Source organism: Streptomyces sp. NPDC026394, assembly GCF_055567735.1.
On record NZ_JBVHPX010000006.1, the window covers coordinates 161,669 to 178,745 of the forward strand.

Genomic DNA, 17,077 nt, shown 5'->3' on the forward strand with positions numbered 1-17,077 from the left:
CTCACGTCGGCGCCGTATCGCGCCTCTGCCCGGAGGTACGGGCGACGCTCTGTCCCGGCCCGTCGAAGAGCTGGTCCAGTTGCCGGTCCAGGAGCTGGACGGCCTTCTCGGGGGTGTGGACGTCCAGCAGGATGTACGTCGAGAGTCCGTCGACCAGGCTGATCAGCACCATCGCCTCGTCGTCGGCGTCCCGGTCGGGCCGCACCTCGCCGCGTTCCATCGCCTGCCGCAGTTGGTCGGCGAAGAAGCCTCGCAGTTTGGGGATGCCGTCCCGGACATCGGTGCGCAGGGCCGGGTCGTGGACGGCCCGGTGGAAGTGGGCCACGCCCACCAGGAAGCCGATGCGGCTCTGCTCGTCCAGGGGCAGCATCCCCGTCAGGCAGGCGCGCAGGATGTCGCGCGGGGCGGGCTCGCCGTCCAGCGCCTCGATGCGTGCGCGGATGCGCTGCTGGGCGAGGGTCTCGATGTGGCGGAGCGCGAAGACGAGCAGTTCGTCCTTGGTGCGGAAGTAGTGCTGGAGCCGCCCGAGGGAGATGCCCGCCTCGGCGGCGACGTCCCGCAGGCTCGCGCCCTCCAGGCCCCGGGTGCTCGCGATCCGCCACAGCGCCTGGGAGATCTCCCGGCGCCGCGCTTCGTGGTCCACCTTCTTCGGCACGTGACCGTGGCCTCGCCTTCTTTTTACAAGTCGCTCGTACCGTTATAACGTACCGCTACTCAATACGATCGACTTGCCAAAGAACGGGGAACCCTCATGTCCGCATCCGCCACTCCCCTGCTGCGGCCGCCCCGCAACCGGGTCGATCCCCGCGCCCGCCGCTGGTGGACCGTCCAGGCGCTGCTGACGGTCAGCGGTCCGGTGCTGCTCACCGCGCTCGCCCTGGCGGTGTGCTCGGTGCTGTTCTTCCCCCGGGCCCTGCCCTGGCTCGCTCCGCTCCTGCTGGTCGTACTGGTCCTGCCGGCGCTCGGCTATCTGCTGGTCATGCCGCGATGGCGGTACTCCGTGCACGCCTGGGAGCTGGGCGGCCGCGCGGTGTACGCGGCGAGCGGCTGGTTCTGGCAGAAGCGGCGGATCGCGCCACTGTCGCGGGTGCAGACCGTGGACACCGTGCGCGGCCCGGTACAGCAGCGGTTCGGCCTCGCGACGGTCACCGTCACCACCGCCTCCACCGCAGGCGACGTGAAGATAGCCGGGCTGTCCGACGCGGACGCCGAGGAGCTGTCGCGGCGCATCGGCGAGGCCGCGCAGGCCGTGCCGGGTGATGCCGCATGACCGCCGCCACCTCTCCCGTCACCGACGCGCAGCCCCGATGGCACCGGCTGGACCCGCGCACCCTCCTGGTGCACAGCGGCTGGCTGGCCGCACCGCTCGGCTCGCTCGCGCTGACCGCGCTGGCCACCGGCGGCCGGATCGGGACCGGCGCCTGGATCACGCTGGCCTCCATCGCGGCCGGCTTCGCGGTCCTCACCCTGATCGGGTCGGTCCGCTGGGCCCGTACGGACTACCGCGTCACCCACGACTCCTTCGAGGTGCGCAGCGGCGTGCTGACCCGGCGGCTGCGGTCCGTGCCGCTGCACCGCATCCGCACGGTCGACCTGACGGCCTCACCGCTGCACCGGCTGCTCGGCGTCACCGTCCTGCGGGCCGGTACCGCGGGCTCGGCGGACGGCAGCGGCGACCTCTCGCTGGAGGCGCTGACGGCGGCCGACGCGGAGCGGCTGCGGACCGTACTGCTCACCCGCGCCGACGTCCGGGCGACGGACGAGGATCCGCTCGTCGCCCGTATCAACTGGCGTTGGCTGCGCTACGCGCCGCTCACCTTCTGGGTGATCGGCGGGGTCTTCGCGGCGGCCGGCGGCGCCTACCGCGTCCTGGACGGCGCCGGTATCGAGCCGTGGAGGCTGAGCGTCGTGCGCGGCGCGTTCGACGAGTTCGGCGCCCGCGCGCTCTGGGTGACCATCCCGCTCGCGCTGCTGGCCGTCATCGCCCTCGGTACGGTCGGCGCGCTCGCCCTCTACGTCGAAGGGTGGTGGAAGTTCCGCCTCGAATGGACCGACGCGCGCACGCTGCGGGTGCACCGCGGCCTGCTCACCACCCGGTCGGTGACCATCGAGCGGGCCCGGCTGCGCGGTGTCGTCCTGCGGGAGCCGCTGCTGCTGCGGGCGGGGGGCGGGGCCACCGTCCGAGCGGTCGCGGGCGGCCTGGGCAACAAGGAGGAGAACCGCAAGCGCAGTGTGATCCTGCCGCCCGCGCCGCGTGCCGAGGCGATGCGCACCGCCTCGGGGACGCTTCGGGCCGGATTGTCCGACGCGGACCTCCGCGGGCATCCGCGAGCGGCCCTGCACCGCCGCCGGATGCGCGGGCTGCTCTTCGTAACGGTCCCGGGCGCCCTCGCCCTCACAACCTTGGGCGTCCTCCTGACGCCCGTACTGCTGCACTGCGCCTGGGTGTTCGCGCTGGTGTCGGTGCCGGTGGTGCTGTGGCTGGCCCGGGACGCGTACCGCAACCTGGGGCACGGGCTCGACGGGCGGCATCTGGTCGCGCGCTCCGGCACGTTCAGCCGGGACACCGTGGTGCTCCGGCGTGACGCGGTCGCGGCCTGGACGTTCTCCAGTACGCCGTTCAGCCGGCGGGCCGGTCTGGTGACCCTCACGGCCGCGGTCGCCGCGGGCGAGGACGGTTATCACCTACGCGACATCCCGGCGGACGACGCTCCGGCCCTGGCGGCGGCCGCGGCGCCCGGAATCCTGGAGGAGTTCCTGGCGCACGGTCCCGCGAAGTCCCGCGCGGACCGGCGCCGGAGCCGATCACAAACCCTTGTCAACCCACGCGTAACCCACCAACCATGACGACCTGGACATGACATAAATCACACCCCTGTCACGTGCACGGCTCGGGCGGGCACACCGTCCTACACGGTGAAAGCCATGTCCCGACCCGACAGCCGTAAGGGAGCAGCCGCGGTGCAGAGTGTCATCGACCAAGCCGTCCAGGTACGTCTCATCGCGACCGCGCCCGGCTCCCGGACCGTGCCCGCGGTGCTGCACTACCACCCGGCCGACCCGCTCGCGGTGCGGATCACCTTCCCGCCGGAGATCTCGCTGGACGGCGCCGCGGTCGACTGGGCCTTCGCCCGGGAACTCCTCGCCGAGGGCCTGCGGTCCCCGGCGGGCAGCGGCGACGTCCGGGTGCGCCCGGTGGGCCGGGGCCGCACGGTGCTGGAGTTCCACGTCGAGGACGGTGTCGCGATGGTGCAGGTCGACACCGCCGAGCTGAGCCGCTTCCTGGACCGTACGTACCAGGCCGTGCCGGCGGGCCGGGAACTCCTCGACGTGGACCGCGGCCTCGCGGAGCTGCTCGGCGACGTGTGAGGGACGGCGTCGGGGCCCCGGCCCGCCCGACGGGTGAGGAGCGGCACCCGGGCCCCGGCCCGCCCGGGGCCCCGACGCCGCTTCCCGCCACGCGTCAGCGCTTCGGGAACCCGAACCCGTACCCCTGCTGCTTCATCCACGGCAGCAGCCGGTCCAGCGCCGCGACCGTCTGGCTGCGGTCGCCGCCGCCGTCGTGGAAGAGGACGGTCGGCCCGTTGCGCAGTTCCCGGCGCACCGTGCGCACGATCGCGTCGGTGCCCGGCCGCTCGAAGTCCTTGCTGTCCACGTTCCAGCCGAGCGGGCGCATCCCGTGCTCCGCGGCCAGCTTCCTGCTGTACGGGGTGAACGCGCCGCCCGGCGCCCGGTAGTAGTCGACCCGCGGGCCGCCGGCCGCCTTCTCGATCATCTGCTGGGCGTCGACTATCTGCTGCGACTGGTACGTCTCGGGCCGGTGGTCCATGCCGGTGTTGTGGCTGATGGTGTGGTCGCAGAGCTTGTGGCCGGCCGCCGCCACCTGCTTGACCAGGTCCGGGTGGGCCGCCGCCTGCGGACCGATCATGCAGAAGGTGGCCTTGACGTCGTACTTCTTGAGCGTGGCCAGCACCTTGGGGGTCCAGACCGGGTCCGGGCCGTCGTCGATGGTGATGTTGAGGCTCTTGCCGGGCCGGTCGGAGGCGTGCACGATGCTCGGGTCGACCGGGGCGGGCCTGGCCTGCTCGGTGGTGCCCGCGTGCGCCTCCGAGGTGGCGCTCGACTGCCCGAACGTCAGATAGCCGGCCACCCCGAGCGACGCCACCGCCACCGCGGCTCCCCCGATGATGCCGCTCCGCCTGCCGTGCCGTGCCATTGCGAATCCCGTCCCTCACTGCCGTGCGCGGACCACCGCGGACCCGGGTACGGACGCCTCCGTCGGCGCCGTACGCTTCCCCCTGCGGTGCGCTCGCGCGATCACTGCCTTGCATCACGACAGATGCGAAGAATTGCGGTCAGGATCCGCCTGTTACCGATCCATCATGAAACTTATTGATACTGGTGCCATGCCCCGAGTACTTCTGATCGAGGACGACGCCGCCGTGCGCGACGGAGTCACCCTCGCGCTGCGCCGGCGCGGCCACGAGGTGGCGGCCGCGGCCAGCGGCGAGGACGGCCTGGACCTCCTCCCCGCCTTCCGCCCCGACATCGTGCTGCTGGACCTGATGCTCCCGGGCAAGGACGGCTTCGAGGTCTGCAGACGCATCCGCGCCGACCGCCAGCTCCCGATCATCATGCTCACCGCCCGGGGCGACGACCTCGACGTGGTCCTCGGCCTGGAGGCGGGCGCCGACGACTACATCGTCAAGCCCGCGCGCGGCGAAGTACTGGAGGCCCGCATCCGCGCGGTGCTGCGGCGTACCGCACTGCCCGCCGACGGGGACGCCGCCGGACCCGCCGAGCCGGGCCCGGCCCCCGTGGAGACCTACGGCGAACTGGCCGTCGACCGGGCCGGGCTCGTCGTCTCCAAGGGCGGCACCGACCTCCCGCTGGCCCCTTCCGAGATGAAACTGCTGCTGTTCCTGTCCGCGACCCCCGGCCAGGTCTTCAGCCGCCAGCAGCTCCTGGAGCACGTCTGGGAGCACAGCTACCACGGGGACGCGCGCCTGGTGGACGCGTGCGTGATGCGGCTGCGCACGAAGATCGAGGACACCCCGCGCACCCCTCGGTACGTCCAGACCGTACGCGGCTTCGGCTACCGTTTCGGCCCCCTGTGAAGCGTCCCCGGCCCGCCGGCCGCCCGCGCCGCACCACGCTGACCCGCTCCCTGCCGCGCGGGCTGCGGGCCCGGCTCGTCGTCGCGTTCCTGCTGGTCGCCGCGGTCAGCGCGCTCACCACCGCCGCGCTGACCTACCGCGAGGCCCGCAACGCCATCCTCCAGCGCTCGCAGGACACCGCGATCAAGGACCTGCGGGGGCAGGTCAACTCGCTGGCGCCCGACCTCGCCGTACCGCCGACCCGTGCGGATGTCGACGAGTTCACCCGGCAGCTCGACCGCTCCGGCAAGGCCCGGGACTGGGACGTCTACGTCCAGTACAAGGGCGTGGCGGAGAACGACCGGGACCAGCTCCGCCACCCCGTCATCGTCCCCGACGAGCTGCGGGAGTCCGTCGAGACCCGGCATGTGACGGCGTTCCAGCGGGTGGACCGGGACGGCGATCCCTGGCTGCTGATCGGCATGCCGGTGATGCAGTCGCAGACCGAGACCCGTACGGCGTCCCCGCTGTCCGTCTACGCCCAGCTCCCGCTGCGCGCGGAAGAGGCCAACGTCGAGGCGCTGGTGAGTGCCGCGCAGCGGGGCGCCCTGCCGGTGCTCGGGCTGGCCGTGGTCCCGGCGCTGCTCGCGGCCCGCGGTGTGCTGCGGCCGGTGCGCGGTCTGCGGCAGGCCGCCGGGCGGATCGCCGAGGGCAAGCTGGAGACCCGGCTGGAGGTCAAGGGCGCCGACGAGCTGGCCGACCTGTCCCGGACGTTCAACGACATGGCCGCCAAGCTGGAGGAGAGCGTCGCCGACCTGCGCCGGATGGAGGCCAACGCGCGGCGGTTCGCGGCCGACGTCTCGCACGAGCTGCGCACCCCGCTCGCCGCGATGACCGCCGTCACCGACGTGCTCGACGAGGACGCCGACGCCCTCGACCCCGACACCGCCTCCGCCGTCCGGCTGATCAGCCAGGAGACCGGCAAGCTGGCCCGGATGGTGGAGGACCTCATGGAGGTCTCGCGCTTCGACGCCGGGGCCGCCGCGCTGCACCTGGACGAGGTGGACGTCGCCGAGACGATCCGCAAGACGCTCCAGGCCAGGGCCTGGCAGGGCCGGGTGGGCACCGAACTGCCGGACGGCGTACGGGCGCGCCTGGACCCGCGGCGGCTGGACGTCGTGGTGGCCAACCTGGTCGGCAACGCGCTGCACCACGGCGGGGAGCCGGTACGGGTGCTGCTGCGGGCGCCGGACCCGGGCGACGGCCGACTGGTGATCCGCATCACGGACAGCGGGCCCGGCATCGACCCCGAGGTGCTCCCGCACGTCTTCGACCGCTTCTACAAGGCGGACTCGGCACGCGCCCGTTCCGAGGGCAGCGGGCTGGGTCTGGCGATCGCGATGGAGAACGTACGACTGCACGGCGGGACCATGCAGGCCGCCAACCATCCCGACGGCGGCGCGGTGTTCACCGTGGAACTGCCGCTGCCCGAGCAGGAGACAGGCTCCGCCGCCGAAGCCCGGGAGGCGGCCGGAGAACCCGGCCGGGCGCCCGCGGACCGTACGGAGAACGGCCCCGCCGGAACGGACGGCGGTCAGGACACGGCGGGCGGCAGTGACGACCCGGCGAAGAGCCCGGCGGCCGCGCCGGCCGGGAAGGCGGACCAGACGTGAGCGTGCCGAACTCCGCGCGGACCCGGCTGACCCGGCGGATCACGCTGGGCGGACTGCTGGCGGGTGTGCTGGGCGCCCTGTCGGCAGGCGCCCTCGCCGGCTGCGGCATCGCGCCGACCGGGGTGATCGACGCGGGCGAGCCCGCCCACGGTCTCAAGGCGCCGGGCAAGCCCGCGCCCGACGTCCAGCTGTACTTCCTCGGTCCGACCGGTCTGCGTCCCGCGAGCCGCCCGGCGACCGCGCCGGTCGGCCCCGAGGAGGCGATCAACCTGCTGCTGAAGGGCCCCAACGACGCCGAACGGCAGCGCGGCCTCACCAACGTGCTGCCCGTGCTCCCGGGGCCGGTCACCGCCGAGACGGAGGACGGCCGGGTCACCGTCCATGTACCCATGAACGCCAAGCGGCTCGACACCCCGTCCGTGAGCCAGTTGGTGTGCACCGCCGCCAACGCCTCCGTTCCCGGCAGCCGCGGCCCGTCGGACGTCCTGGTGACCCTGGTGGGCGGCAGCGTGCAGGTCGGTCCGATGGTGTGCGGCGGCACCAACGCCTTCCCGTTCATCCAGCCCAGCCCTTCCAGCGCCCAGCCGGACTGACGCCCGCCCGGCCCGCCCGCCGCGCTGACGCCCGCCCCCCGCTTGCCCTACGATCACTACCCACAAGTAGGGGCACGGGGCGGGACGTTGAGCATCGAGAGGGCGGGCTCGGATGACCGGCGCAGGAGTGTACGGCCGACTGTACGACTACGTCGTCGTCGGCGCCGGGTCAGCGGGCTGTGTGCTCGCGGCCCGGCTGTCCGAGGACCCGACGGTACGGGTGGCGCTGGTGGAGGCCGGCGGGCCGGACCGCAGACAGGAGGTCCGCGTCCCGGCGGCGTTCCCCCAGCTCTTCCGCACGCCGTACGACTGGAACTTCACCACGGCACCCCAGACGGGCCTGCACGGTCGCGAGCTGTACTGGCCACGCGGCCGGACCCTGGGCGGCTCCTCGTCGCTCAACGCGATGATGTGGGTGCGCGGGCACCGCGCCGACTACGACGGCTGGGCCGAGTCGGCGGGCGAGGAGTGGTCCTGGGACGAGGTGGCCCGCTACTTCCGGCGCGCCGAACGCTGGGCCGGGCCGCCCGGCGGGACGGCGTACGGTACCGCGGGCCCGCTGTGGATCTCCCCCGCACGCAGCTTCCACCCTCTGACCGGCGCCTTCCTCGACGCCTGCGAGGAGGCGGGCCTGCCGCGGCGCGCCGGACCCGACGGCCCGGGCCACAGCGGCTGCGCGCCCACTCCGCTCAACCAGCGGCGCGGGCGCCGGTGGAGCGCCGCCGACGGCTATCTGCGCCCGGCGCTGCGCCGCGCCAACCTGCGGGTCGTCACCGGGCAGCAGGCCCGCCGGGTGCTGTTCGAGGACGGCCGGGCGTACGGGGTCGAGTTGCCCGGTGGCGTCCTGCGGGCCCGGCGCGAGGTCGTCCTGAGCGCCGGCGCCGTCGGCTCACCGCAACTGCTGCTGCGCTCCGGCATCGGCGACACCGGCCACCTGGCGGACGCCGGGATCGAGCCGGTGGCCGAGCTGCCCGCCGTGGGCCGCCACCTCCAGGACCACCTGTCCGTACCGGTCCTGATGCGCACCGCGCTGCCCCGCACGCTCACCGGCGCCGACACCCCGGCCAACATCGCGCGCTACCTGCTGTCCCGGCGCGGCCCGCTGACCTCCAACATCGGCGAGGCCGTCGCGTTCCTGCGCAGCACCGGCGGGCTCACCGCGCCGGACCTGGAGCTGATCTTCGCGCCGGTCCCGTTCGTCCGGCACGGCCTGGAGGCGCCGGCCGAGCACGGCGTCACCATCGGGATCGTCCTGCTGCAACCGGAGAGCCGCGGCCGGATCACGCTGGGCGGGCCGGGCCCGGACGCCCCGCCGGTCATCGACCCCGGTTATCTGACGTCCGAGGCGGATCTGCGGCGGCTGCTGGCCGGGGTGCGCTTCGCCGAGCGGCTGTACGGGACGCGGGCGCTGGCCCCGCACGTCACCGGGCCGCTGGAACCGTGGCCCGGAGAACAGGACGACGAGGCCGCCGCGGAGACGGTGCGCGCCCTCGCGGAAACGCTCTACCACCCGGTGGGCACCTGCCGGATGGGCACCGGCGACGACACCGTGACCGACCCCCGGCTGCGGGTGCGCGGGGTGACGGGACTGCGCGTCGCGGACGCCTCGGTGATGCCGGCCGTCACCCGCGGCCACACCCACGCGCCCACGGTGATGATCGCCGAACGGGCCGCGGACCTGCTGCGCGCCGCCCAGCCGGTGGCGGAGCCCGGGTCCTGAGCGCGTACATGCGCGATCCGGTGGAAAGCCGGACACTGGATCACCCGGGGTGATCTCCGGAACCGCACGGAGAGCAACCCCGGCGGACGCTGCGCAGCGCGCCGCACCGGGGCGCGGGCCAGGACGGACGATGGGAGGGTCCGATGGCGGAATCCATGCTGCGGGACCGGACCGGGCGGGCGTTCGGCCGCCTGGTGGACCGGTACCTGGACATGCCCGAGCCGGTCACACCCGACATCGAGTGCGTACGTGACCTGCGTATCCCCGTGCGGGACGGCACCGTGCTGCTCGCCGACCGCTACCGGCCGCGCGGCGCCGGTCCGCTGCCGGTGGTGCTGCTGCGTACGCCGTACGGGAAGCACAAGCCCGACATCAAGCTGTTCGCGGGCGTGCTGGTACGGCGGGGTTTCCAGGTGGTGGCGCAGAACGTACGCGGTGTCTTCGGCTCGGGTGGCGAGTTCCGGGCCTTCGTGCACGAGAAGGACGACGGGCTGGCGACCGCGGCGTGGCTGCGCGCGCGGGCCTGGTGCGACGGCCGGCTGGCCACCGCCGGTGCCAGCTACCTCGGGCACGCGGAGTGGGCGGTCGGCCCGTACCTCGACCCGCCGCTGGAGGCGATGTGCCTGGGCATCACCACGTCCGACTTCCCCGCCGCCTTCTATCCGGGCGGGGTGCTGGCGCTGCACAACATGCTGGTGTGGTCCTCCGCGACGGGCACGCAGGAGGAGGCGCCGCTCGGCGGGCTGCTGCCCAATCCGCTCCAGACCCGCAGGGTGCAGCGCGCGATGCGGACGCTGCCGGTCGGCGAGTCCGACCTCGCGGCCATCGGGCGGCCGGAGCGTTTCCTGCGCGAGGTCAGTGCGCACGCGGAGCCGGGGGACGGTTTCTGGGCGCCGATCGACCACAGTGCGGCGGCGCTGCGGATGACCACGCCGACCAGCATGGTGACCGGCTGGTGGGATCTGTTCCTGCCGTACCAGCTACGCGACTTCACGGAGCTGACCGCCGCCGGGCACCACTCGCGGATCACGATCGGGCCGTGGGCCCACGACCGCGGCGCGCTGAAGGCGACGCTCACCGACCATGTGTCGTGGCTGAGTGCCCAGTTGGCCGGTGACACCACGCAACTGCACCAGTCGCCGGTCCGGCTCTACCTCCAGCGGGCGGGCCGCTGGCTGGACTTCGACCGGTGGCCGCCGCCGCAGTCCGTACCGACGCCGCTGCGCCTCCAGCCGTCCGGCGGCCTCGACTGGCCGGAGCCGCCCGGCAGCACCCCGGACCGGTTCACCTACCACGGCGCCGACCCGACCCCGTCGACCGGCGGCCCGCTGCTGCTGCCCGGCGAGATACGGCAGCAGGACAACACGGCCGTCGAGCGGCGGCCCGACGTGCTGGTCTTCACCGGCCGTCCGCTGCCCCGCGACCTCGACCTGATCGGCCCGGTGTCGGCCGTGGTGCACGTCCGTACGGACTCCGGCTACGGCGATGTCTTCGTACGGCTGTGCGACGTGGACCGGGCGGGCGTCTCGCGCAACGTCACCGACGGCATCCTGCGGCTGCGCCCGGGCTCACCGGCGGCGGACGCCGACGGGGTGGTGGCGGCCCGGGTGGAGATGCACCCGACCGGCTACCGGTTCCTGCGCGGGCACAGCCTGCGGGTGCAGGTGGCGGGCGGCGCGTTCCCGCGGTTCGCGCGCCATCACGGGACCGGCGCGCCGGCCGCGTCGGCCGTCGCCTGCCGGCCGATCCGGTTCGAGGTCTTCCACGAGCCGGGCCGTCCGTCCGCCGTGGTGCTGCCGCTGATGACCGCACCGGCCACGCGCGGCGGGAGTGAACCGGCCTGACCGCGGTACTCGTCGTCCCGGCCCGCGCGCCGCGCGGCCGGCACCGCGGACGGTGCCCTGCCGAGGAGGGCCCACGGGGCCGAGGAGATGCCATGGGACTGGTCAAAGCCGCCGTGATCGTGCTCGACTGCGCCGACCCGGAGAAGCTGGCGGACTTCTACGCCGGCTTCCTGGAGGGCGAGGTCCGCAAGGAACACCTGCCGGACCGGGTGGAGGTCGTCGCCAACGGCACCATGATCTCCTTCCGCCGCGACCTGAACATGACGCCGCCGACCTGGCCGCGTCCGGACAGCTCGCTCCAGGCCCACCTGGACCTGCTGGTCGACGAAGGGGACATGGACGAGGCCGAGCGCAAGGCGGTCGGCCTGGGCGCGCGTCCGCTGGACACCAAGGACGACACCGGTCCCCGCGAGGTGCGGATCTACTCCGATCCGGCGGGGCACCCGTTCTCGCTGCGCTGCTCGCTCCAGTCGGGGCCGAAGACCGACTGACCGGCGGGCCCACCGTCCGCCGGAGTGTCATCCGCGGTGCAGGCGCAGCCTCAGGAAGCGCGGCCGGTACAGCTCGACATCGCGGTTGACCTGGGCCACCGAGGGGGCGCCCGGCGGGCCCAGCCAGTTGACGTCGTAGCTGACCAGCAGCGCGCCGTCGGCCGTGAACTCCGGGTGGGCCTGCGGGTTGTACACGCCGACACGCTGCTGTCCGGTGGGGTCGGCCGGCCGGGGCGGGGCGACCCGCCCGGCCGGCCCGTGCCACGGTCCCTGGGCCGAGCACGCCCAGTACGCGGTGACGGCCGACAGCCCGTCACCCGGCGGCCCGGGGTCGTCCATCGTCAGCAGCACCCAGGTCCCGCCGTCCCGTACGACGGTGAAGGCGCTGCCCACCCCGCGCCCCCGGCCCTCGCGGATCACGGGGGCCGCCCGGCCGGCGTGCGGTTGCCAGCCCTGGCCGTCCCAGAACTGCCAGGCCCGGGCCTCCCCGAGTTGCCCGGTCGGCACCCGGGCGAGGTAGGCGTTCGAGCCGGCCCGGTGGGGCCCGTCGTCGCCGCCGTAGACGTACGTGTACGCGCCGTCCCGCACGGACGCGGTGCCGTACAGCACCCGGTCGCCCGGGTTCCGTACCGAGGTCTGGTCGACGGCCGGGGCGATGCCCTCCAGCCGCAGGTCCGGCAGGGAGAGCGTGGCGATCTCGGTCGCTCGGGGCACGCCGAAGACCCAGGGGCCCTGGCCCGGCGCGCGGTTCCACAGCAAAACCCGGACGACCTGTTCGGGTGATCCGGGCGTGCGCGGCTCCACGTGCGCCTGCACCGGCCAGCGCCAGCCGTCCGGGGTGTCGGGGAAGAACGGTCCGGGGCCGGTGCCGGTGCTGCCGGTGAGGGTCCGCTCCAGGCGGCCCGCGCGGTCCATGACGACGAGGGAGTTGTGCGTCAGGGCGGGTTCACGGCCGGAGTCGGAGGAGCGCCAGGGGTACGGCTGCCCGTGCGGGTTCGGCGGGGGCTGCACCCGGTCGAGGAAGGTGTCGGAGAAGATCCACAGAGTCCGGCCGTCGGGCAGCCGTACGGAGTGGGTGCCGTCGCCGCCGGTCCAGTCGTCCACGCGGAGGTTGTCGTTGCCGTACCGGGTGAACTCGCCGGTGAAGCGGGACTCGGCGGCCCATGAGCCGATCTTCCGTCCGGTGCACGCCGGGCCCTCCTCGCCGGGGAGGGCGAGCAGCAGGACCAGACCGGCGATCAGGGCGAGCACCGCCGCCACGGCGACGCCTCGCCTCACCGGCACGCGCATGTCCCTCACCGGCACACGCATGTCCCTCCTCGTCACGGTGACGGGCCGCCCACCGTACAGAACCGGTCGCGCACCACCCCGACCTGCCGAAAATGCAGCGATCCGCCCGCCGCCAAGTCGCTACCCGCGGGTACACACCCGCCCGGAAGGGCGATCGTAGAGCTTCCCAATGGAGCAATCCCAGGTCAACGAGTGCAAGGTCACAGCCCGATGCCCTGCTGCGGCTAACGACCGTTCGCCTAGCCTGCTGCCATGACCGCCCAGCCCCCCGAACTCCCTCTGGCCGCCGCGTTCCCCGACGCGGACCGTGAGCAGTGGCAGCGCCTGGTCGAAGGCGTGCTGCGCAAGTCGGGCGCCGCGGAGGTGACCGGCGCCGCCGCCGAAGACGCGCTCACCACCGCGCTCGAAGACGGCATCCGGGTCCGCCCGCTCTACACCGCCGAGGACGCGCCCGCCGCCGATACCGCCGGCCGCCCCGGGTTCCCGCCGTTCGTACGGGCCGGCCGCGCCACCGGCAGCACCGTCGCGGGCTGGGACGTCCGGCAGCGCCACACGGACACCGATCCGCGGCGCGCCAACGAGGCCGTCCTCGCCGACCTGGAGAACGGCGTCACCTCGCTGTGGCTGGCCGTCGGGGACGGCGGCGTGCCGGTGGGCGAGCTGGCCACCGCGCTGGACGGGGTCTACCTGGACCTCGCCGCCGTCGCCCTGGACGCGGGCGCGGACTTCGCCGCGGCGGCCGACGCCTGGTTCCGGCTCTGCGCCGAGAGGGGCGTGGCGCCGTCCGAGACGGCGGGCACCCTGGGCGCCGACCCGCTGGGCGTGGTGGCCAGGACCGGCCGCGCGGACGGCCTGGCCGGTCGCCTGGAGGCGGCGGCCGGGCTGGCCCGCCGGTGCGCCGACGAGGCGCCGCGGACGCGCGCGCTGGCCGTGGACGCGCTGCCGTACCACGAGGCGGGCGGCTCGACCGCCGAGGAGCTGGGCTGTTCGCTGGCCACCGGTGTGGCCTACCTGCGGGAGCTGACCGCGGCGGGCCTCGGGGTGGACGCCGCCTGCGCGCAGTTGGAGTTCCGGTACGCGGCCACCGCCGACCAGTTCCTGACGATCGCCAAGCTGCGGGCCGCCCGGCGGCTGTGGTCGCGGGTCGCCGAGGTGTGCGGGGCCTCCCCCGCCGCGCGGGCGCAGCGCCAGCACGCGGTCACCTCGACCGTCATGACGACCCGTCGGGACCCGTGGGTGAACATGCTGCGCACCACCGTGGCGGGCCTCTCCGCCGGAGTGGGCGGCGCGGACGCCGTCACCGTCCTGCCGTTCGACGCGGCGCTCGGCCTGCCGGACGCGTTCGCCCGCCGGATCGCGCGCAACACCCAGTCGATCCTGCTGGAGGAGTCGCACCTGTCGAAGGTGATCGACCCGGCGGGCGGGTCCTGGTACGTGGAGCGGCTGACCGACGAGCTGGCCCGCGCCGCCTGGGGCTGGTTCCAGGAGATCGAGGCCGCGGGCGGGCAGGCCGCGGCGCTGGACTCCGGGATGGTCGGCGAGCGGCTGGCGTCGACCTGGCGCAAGCGGTCCGAGGCGCTGGCGCACCGCCGCGAACCGGTGACCGGCGTCAGCGAGTTCCCGTTCCTCGCGGAGCCGGCGGTGGAGCGCGAGCCCGCGCCCGTACCGGCCGGCGGCGGGCTGCCGCGGGTGCGCCGGGACGAGGCGTACGAGGCGCTGCGCGCCCGCTCGGACGCGCGCCTGGCGGCCACCGGCAGCCGCCCCAAGGCGTTCCTCGCGGCGCTCGGACCGGCCGCGGTGCACACCGCGCGCGCCACCTTCGCCTCCAACCTCCTCCAGGCGGGCGGCATCGAGCCGGTGCACGACCCGGTCTCGGTGGACGCGGAGTCGGCGGCCGAGGCGTTCACGGCGAGCGGCGCGGGTATCGCCTGTCTGTGTTCGAGTGACGCGCTGTACGCCGAGCAGGCCGCCGGGATCGCCGCGGCGCTCAAGGCGGCGGGCGCGCGGCAGGTGCTGCTGGCCGGGAAACCGGGCGAGCGGCGGGAAGCATATGAACGAGCCGGAGTGGACGCCTTCGTCTTCGCGGGCTGCGACGCGGTCGGGGTGCTGTCCTCGGCCCTGGATGTCATGGAGGTGGCGTGATGGAGCGCACGGCAGGGCAGGCGGGCGCCATCCCGGACTTCAGCACGGTCGAACTGGGTGAGCAGGCGCCCGAAGGCGACGCGGCCCAGTGGTCGGCGGCCGTCCAGGAGGCCACCGGCAAGGGCGTCGACGACCTCGTGTGGGAGACGCCCGAAGGGATCGAGGTCAAGCCGCTGTACACCGGCGAGGACCTGGCCGGGCTGGACTTCCTGCGTACGTACCCGGGCATCACGCCGTACCTGCGCGGCCCGTACCCGACCATGTACGTCAACCAGCCCTGGACGATCCGGCAGTACGCGGGCTTCTCCACCGCCGAGGAGTCCAACGCGTTCTACCGGCGCAACCTGGCGGCCGGTCAGAAGGGCCTGTCGGTCGCCTTCGACCTGCCGACCCACCGCGGCTACGACAGCGACCACCCGCGGGTGACCGGTGACGTCGGCATGGCGGGCGTGGCGATCGACTCGATCTACGACATGCGGCAGCTCTTCTCCGGCATCCCGCTGGACCGGATGACGGTGTCGATGACGATGAACGGCGCGGTGCTGCCCGTCCTGGCGCTGTACATCGTGGCCGCCGAGGAGCAGGGCGTACCGCCCGAGAAGCTGGCCGGGACCATCCAGAACGACATCCTCAAGGAGTTCATGGTCCGCAACACCTACATCTATCCGCCGCGCCCCTCGATGCGGATCATCTCCGACATCTTCGCGTACACCTCGCAGAAGATGCCGCGTTACAACTCCATCTCCATCTCCGGCTACCACATCCAGGAAGCCGGCGCGACGGCCGACCTGGAGCTGGCGTACACCCTCGCGGACGGCGTCGAGTACCTGAAGGCGGGCATCGACGCGGGGATGGACGTGGACGCCTTCGCGCCGCGGCTGTCCTTCTTCTGGGCGATCGGCATGAACTTCTTCATGGAGATCGCCAAGCTGCGGGCGGCCCGGCTGCTGTGGGCGAAGCTGGTCCAGCGGTTCGACCCGAAGAACCCCAAGTCGCTGTCGCTGCGCACCCACTCGCAGACCTCCGGCTGGTCACTGACCGCGCAGGACGTGTTCAACAACGTCACGCGGACGTGCGTGGAGGCGATGGCCGCGACGCAGGGCCACACCCAGTCCCTGCACACCAACGCGCTGGACGAGGCCTTGGCCCTGCCCACCGACTTCTCCGCCCGCATCGCGCGCAACACCCAGCTCTTCCTCCAGCAGGAGTCGGGCACCTGCCGGGTCATCGACCCGTGGGGCGGCAGCGCGTACGTCGAGAAGCTCACCCACGACCTGGCGCGCCGGGCCTGGCAGCACATCGAGGAGGTCGAGGCGGCCGGCGGCATGGCCAAGGCCATCGACGCGGGTATCCCGAAGCTCCGGGTGGAGGAGGCCGCGGCCCGTACGCAGGCGCGGATCGACTCGGGGCGGCAGGCGCTGATCGGCGTCAACAAGTACCGGGTGGACACCGACGAGCAGATCGACGTGCTGAAGGTCGACAACTCCGCGGTGCGCGCACAGCAGATCGACAAGCTGCGGCGGCTGCGCGAGGAGCGCGACGAGGCGGCCTGCCAGGACGCGCTGCGGGCGCTGACCGCCGCCGCCGAGGCCGGGCCGGGGCCGGGCCTGGAGGGCAACCTACTGGCGCTGGCCGTGAACGCGGCCCGTGCGATGGCGACCGTGGGTGAGATCTCCGACGCACTGGAGAAGGTCTACGGGCGCCACTCCGGGCAGATCCGTACGATCTCCGGTGTGTACCGAGACGAAGCGGGGCCGTCCTCCGGCGTGGACCGGACCCGGGACCTGGTGGCGGAGTTCGAGCGGGCCGAGGGGCGCCGGCCGCGCATCCTGGTCGCCAAGATGGGCCAGGACGGCCACGACCGCGGCCAGAAGGTGATCGCCACGGCCTTCGCCGACCTGGGCTTCGACGTGGACGTCGGTCCGCTGTTCCAGACGCCCGCCGAGGTCGCCCGGCAGGCGGTGGAGGCGGACGTGCACGTCGTGGGCGTCTCCTCGCTGGCCGCCGGTCATCTGACGCTGGTGCCCGCGCTGCGCGAGGAACTGGCGGCGCAGGACCGGGAGGACATCATGATCGTGGTCGGCGGGGTGATCCCGCCCGGCGACATCCCGGCGCTGCACGAGGCGGGCGCCACGGCCGTCTTCCCGCCCGGTACGGTGATCCCGGATGCCGCGTACGACCTGGTCAAGGACCTCGCCGAGGCCCTCGGCCACGACCTGTGAGCCGCT

At 73.7% G+C, this 17,077-nt stretch carries 14 protein-coding genes; 11 read left to right on the top strand and 3 right to left on the bottom strand.

The window, feature by feature from the left end; all coding sequences use genetic code 11:
- Nucleotide 1: 1 nt before the first annotated feature.
- Nucleotides 2–655 (bottom strand): TetR/AcrR family transcriptional regulator, encoded by a 654-nt coding sequence (locus tag ACZ4QV_RS16905; RefSeq protein ID WP_361581476.1) that lies wholly within the window; start codon nt 653–655, stop codon nt 2–4.
- Nucleotides 656–751: 96 nt separating this feature from the next.
- Between ACZ4QV_RS16905 and ACZ4QV_RS16910 the strand changes: the two genes are divergently transcribed.
- The 3 genes from ACZ4QV_RS16910 to ssgD all read left to right on the top strand — a co-directional run bounded on the left by ACZ4QV_RS16910 (nt 752) and on the right by ssgD (nt 3,369).
- A complete protein-coding gene (locus ACZ4QV_RS16910) occupies nt 752–1,270 on the top strand; it encodes a PH domain-containing protein (RefSeq protein ID WP_361148312.1) in 519 nt (172 codons plus the stop codon).
- Nucleotides 1,267–2,847, top strand: coding sequence for a PH domain-containing protein (locus tag ACZ4QV_RS16915; protein ID WP_361581479.1), 1,581 nt, complete (start codon nt 1,267–1,269; stop codon nt 2,845–2,847). Before ACZ4QV_RS16910 ends, ACZ4QV_RS16915 begins: the two co-directional genes overlap by 4 nt.
- Before the next feature lie 114 nt (nt 2,848–2,961).
- The gene (ssgD, locus tag ACZ4QV_RS16920) at nt 2,962–3,369 is read left to right on the top strand and encodes a spore wall synthesis regulator SsgD (protein ID WP_030021750.1); all 408 of its coding nucleotides are present in this window, start codon (nt 2,962–2,964) and stop codon (nt 3,367–3,369) included.
- Nucleotides 3,370–3,463: 94 nt separating this feature from the next.
- Here ssgD and ACZ4QV_RS16925 read toward each other — a convergent pair whose 3' ends face one another.
- Nucleotides 3,464–4,216, bottom strand: a complete 753-nt coding sequence (locus ACZ4QV_RS16925) for a polysaccharide deacetylase family protein (RefSeq protein WP_361581482.1) — start codon at nt 4,214–4,216, stop codon at nt 3,464–3,466.
- A gap of 190 nt (nt 4,217–4,406) precedes the next feature.
- Here ACZ4QV_RS16925 and ACZ4QV_RS16930 point away from each other — a divergent pair, with 190 nt between their 5' ends.
- The 6 genes from ACZ4QV_RS16930 to ACZ4QV_RS16955 all read left to right on the top strand — a co-directional run bounded on the left by ACZ4QV_RS16930 (nt 4,407) and on the right by ACZ4QV_RS16955 (nt 11,417).
- Nucleotides 4,407–5,117 carry a response regulator transcription factor gene (locus tag ACZ4QV_RS16930; RefSeq protein WP_361148317.1) on the top strand — a complete coding sequence of 237 codons (711 nt, stop codon included), beginning with the start codon at nt 4,407–4,409 and terminating at the stop codon, nt 5,115–5,117.
- The gene (locus ACZ4QV_RS16935; protein WP_361148319.1) at nt 5,114–6,769 is read left to right on the top strand and encodes a HAMP domain-containing sensor histidine kinase; all 1,656 of its coding nucleotides are present in this window, start codon (nt 5,114–5,116) and stop codon (nt 6,767–6,769) included. The genes ACZ4QV_RS16930 and ACZ4QV_RS16935 overlap by 4 nt, the downstream gene beginning before the upstream one ends.
- Nucleotides 6,766–7,362, top strand: coding sequence for a hypothetical protein (locus ACZ4QV_RS16940; RefSeq protein WP_361148321.1), 597 nt, complete (start codon nt 6,766–6,768; stop codon nt 7,360–7,362). Before ACZ4QV_RS16935 ends, ACZ4QV_RS16940 begins: the two co-directional genes overlap by 4 nt.
- A gap of 112 nt (nt 7,363–7,474) precedes the next feature.
- The gene (locus ACZ4QV_RS16945; protein ID WP_361148323.1) at nt 7,475–9,082 is read left to right on the top strand and encodes a GMC family oxidoreductase; all 1,608 of its coding nucleotides are present in this window, start codon (nt 7,475–7,477) and stop codon (nt 9,080–9,082) included.
- Between the two features lie 143 nt (nt 9,083–9,225).
- Nucleotides 9,226–10,926, top strand: coding sequence for a CocE/NonD family hydrolase (locus ACZ4QV_RS16950; protein ID WP_361581487.1), 1,701 nt, complete (start codon nt 9,226–9,228; stop codon nt 10,924–10,926).
- A gap of 92 nt (nt 10,927–11,018) precedes the next feature.
- On the top strand, nt 11,019–11,417 hold the full coding sequence (locus ACZ4QV_RS16955) for a VOC family protein (protein WP_361148327.1): 399 nt from the start codon (nt 11,019–11,021) through the stop codon (nt 11,415–11,417).
- A gap of 27 nt (nt 11,418–11,444) precedes the next feature.
- Here the strand turns inward: ACZ4QV_RS16955 and ACZ4QV_RS16960 are convergent, their stop codons facing one another.
- Nucleotides 11,445–12,707, bottom strand: coding sequence for a DUF4185 domain-containing protein (locus tag ACZ4QV_RS16960; protein ID WP_361148804.1), 1,263 nt, complete (start codon nt 12,705–12,707; stop codon nt 11,445–11,447).
- A 252-nt stretch (nt 12,708–12,959) separates the two neighbouring features.
- Between ACZ4QV_RS16960 and ACZ4QV_RS16965 the strand changes: the two genes are divergently transcribed.
- Together ACZ4QV_RS16965 and scpA are read left to right on the top strand one after the other, a co-directional pair.
- Nucleotides 12,960–14,849 carry a methylmalonyl-CoA mutase family protein gene (locus tag ACZ4QV_RS16965; RefSeq protein WP_361581491.1) on the top strand — a complete coding sequence of 630 codons (1,890 nt, stop codon included), beginning with the start codon at nt 12,960–12,962 and terminating at the stop codon, nt 14,847–14,849.
- Nucleotides 14,849–17,071 (top strand): methylmalonyl-CoA mutase, encoded by a 2,223-nt coding sequence (gene scpA, locus ACZ4QV_RS16970; protein ID WP_361581494.1) that lies wholly within the window; start codon nt 14,849–14,851, stop codon nt 17,069–17,071. The genes ACZ4QV_RS16965 and scpA overlap by 1 nt, the downstream gene beginning before the upstream one ends.
- Nucleotides 17,072–17,077: the final 6 nt, after the last annotated feature.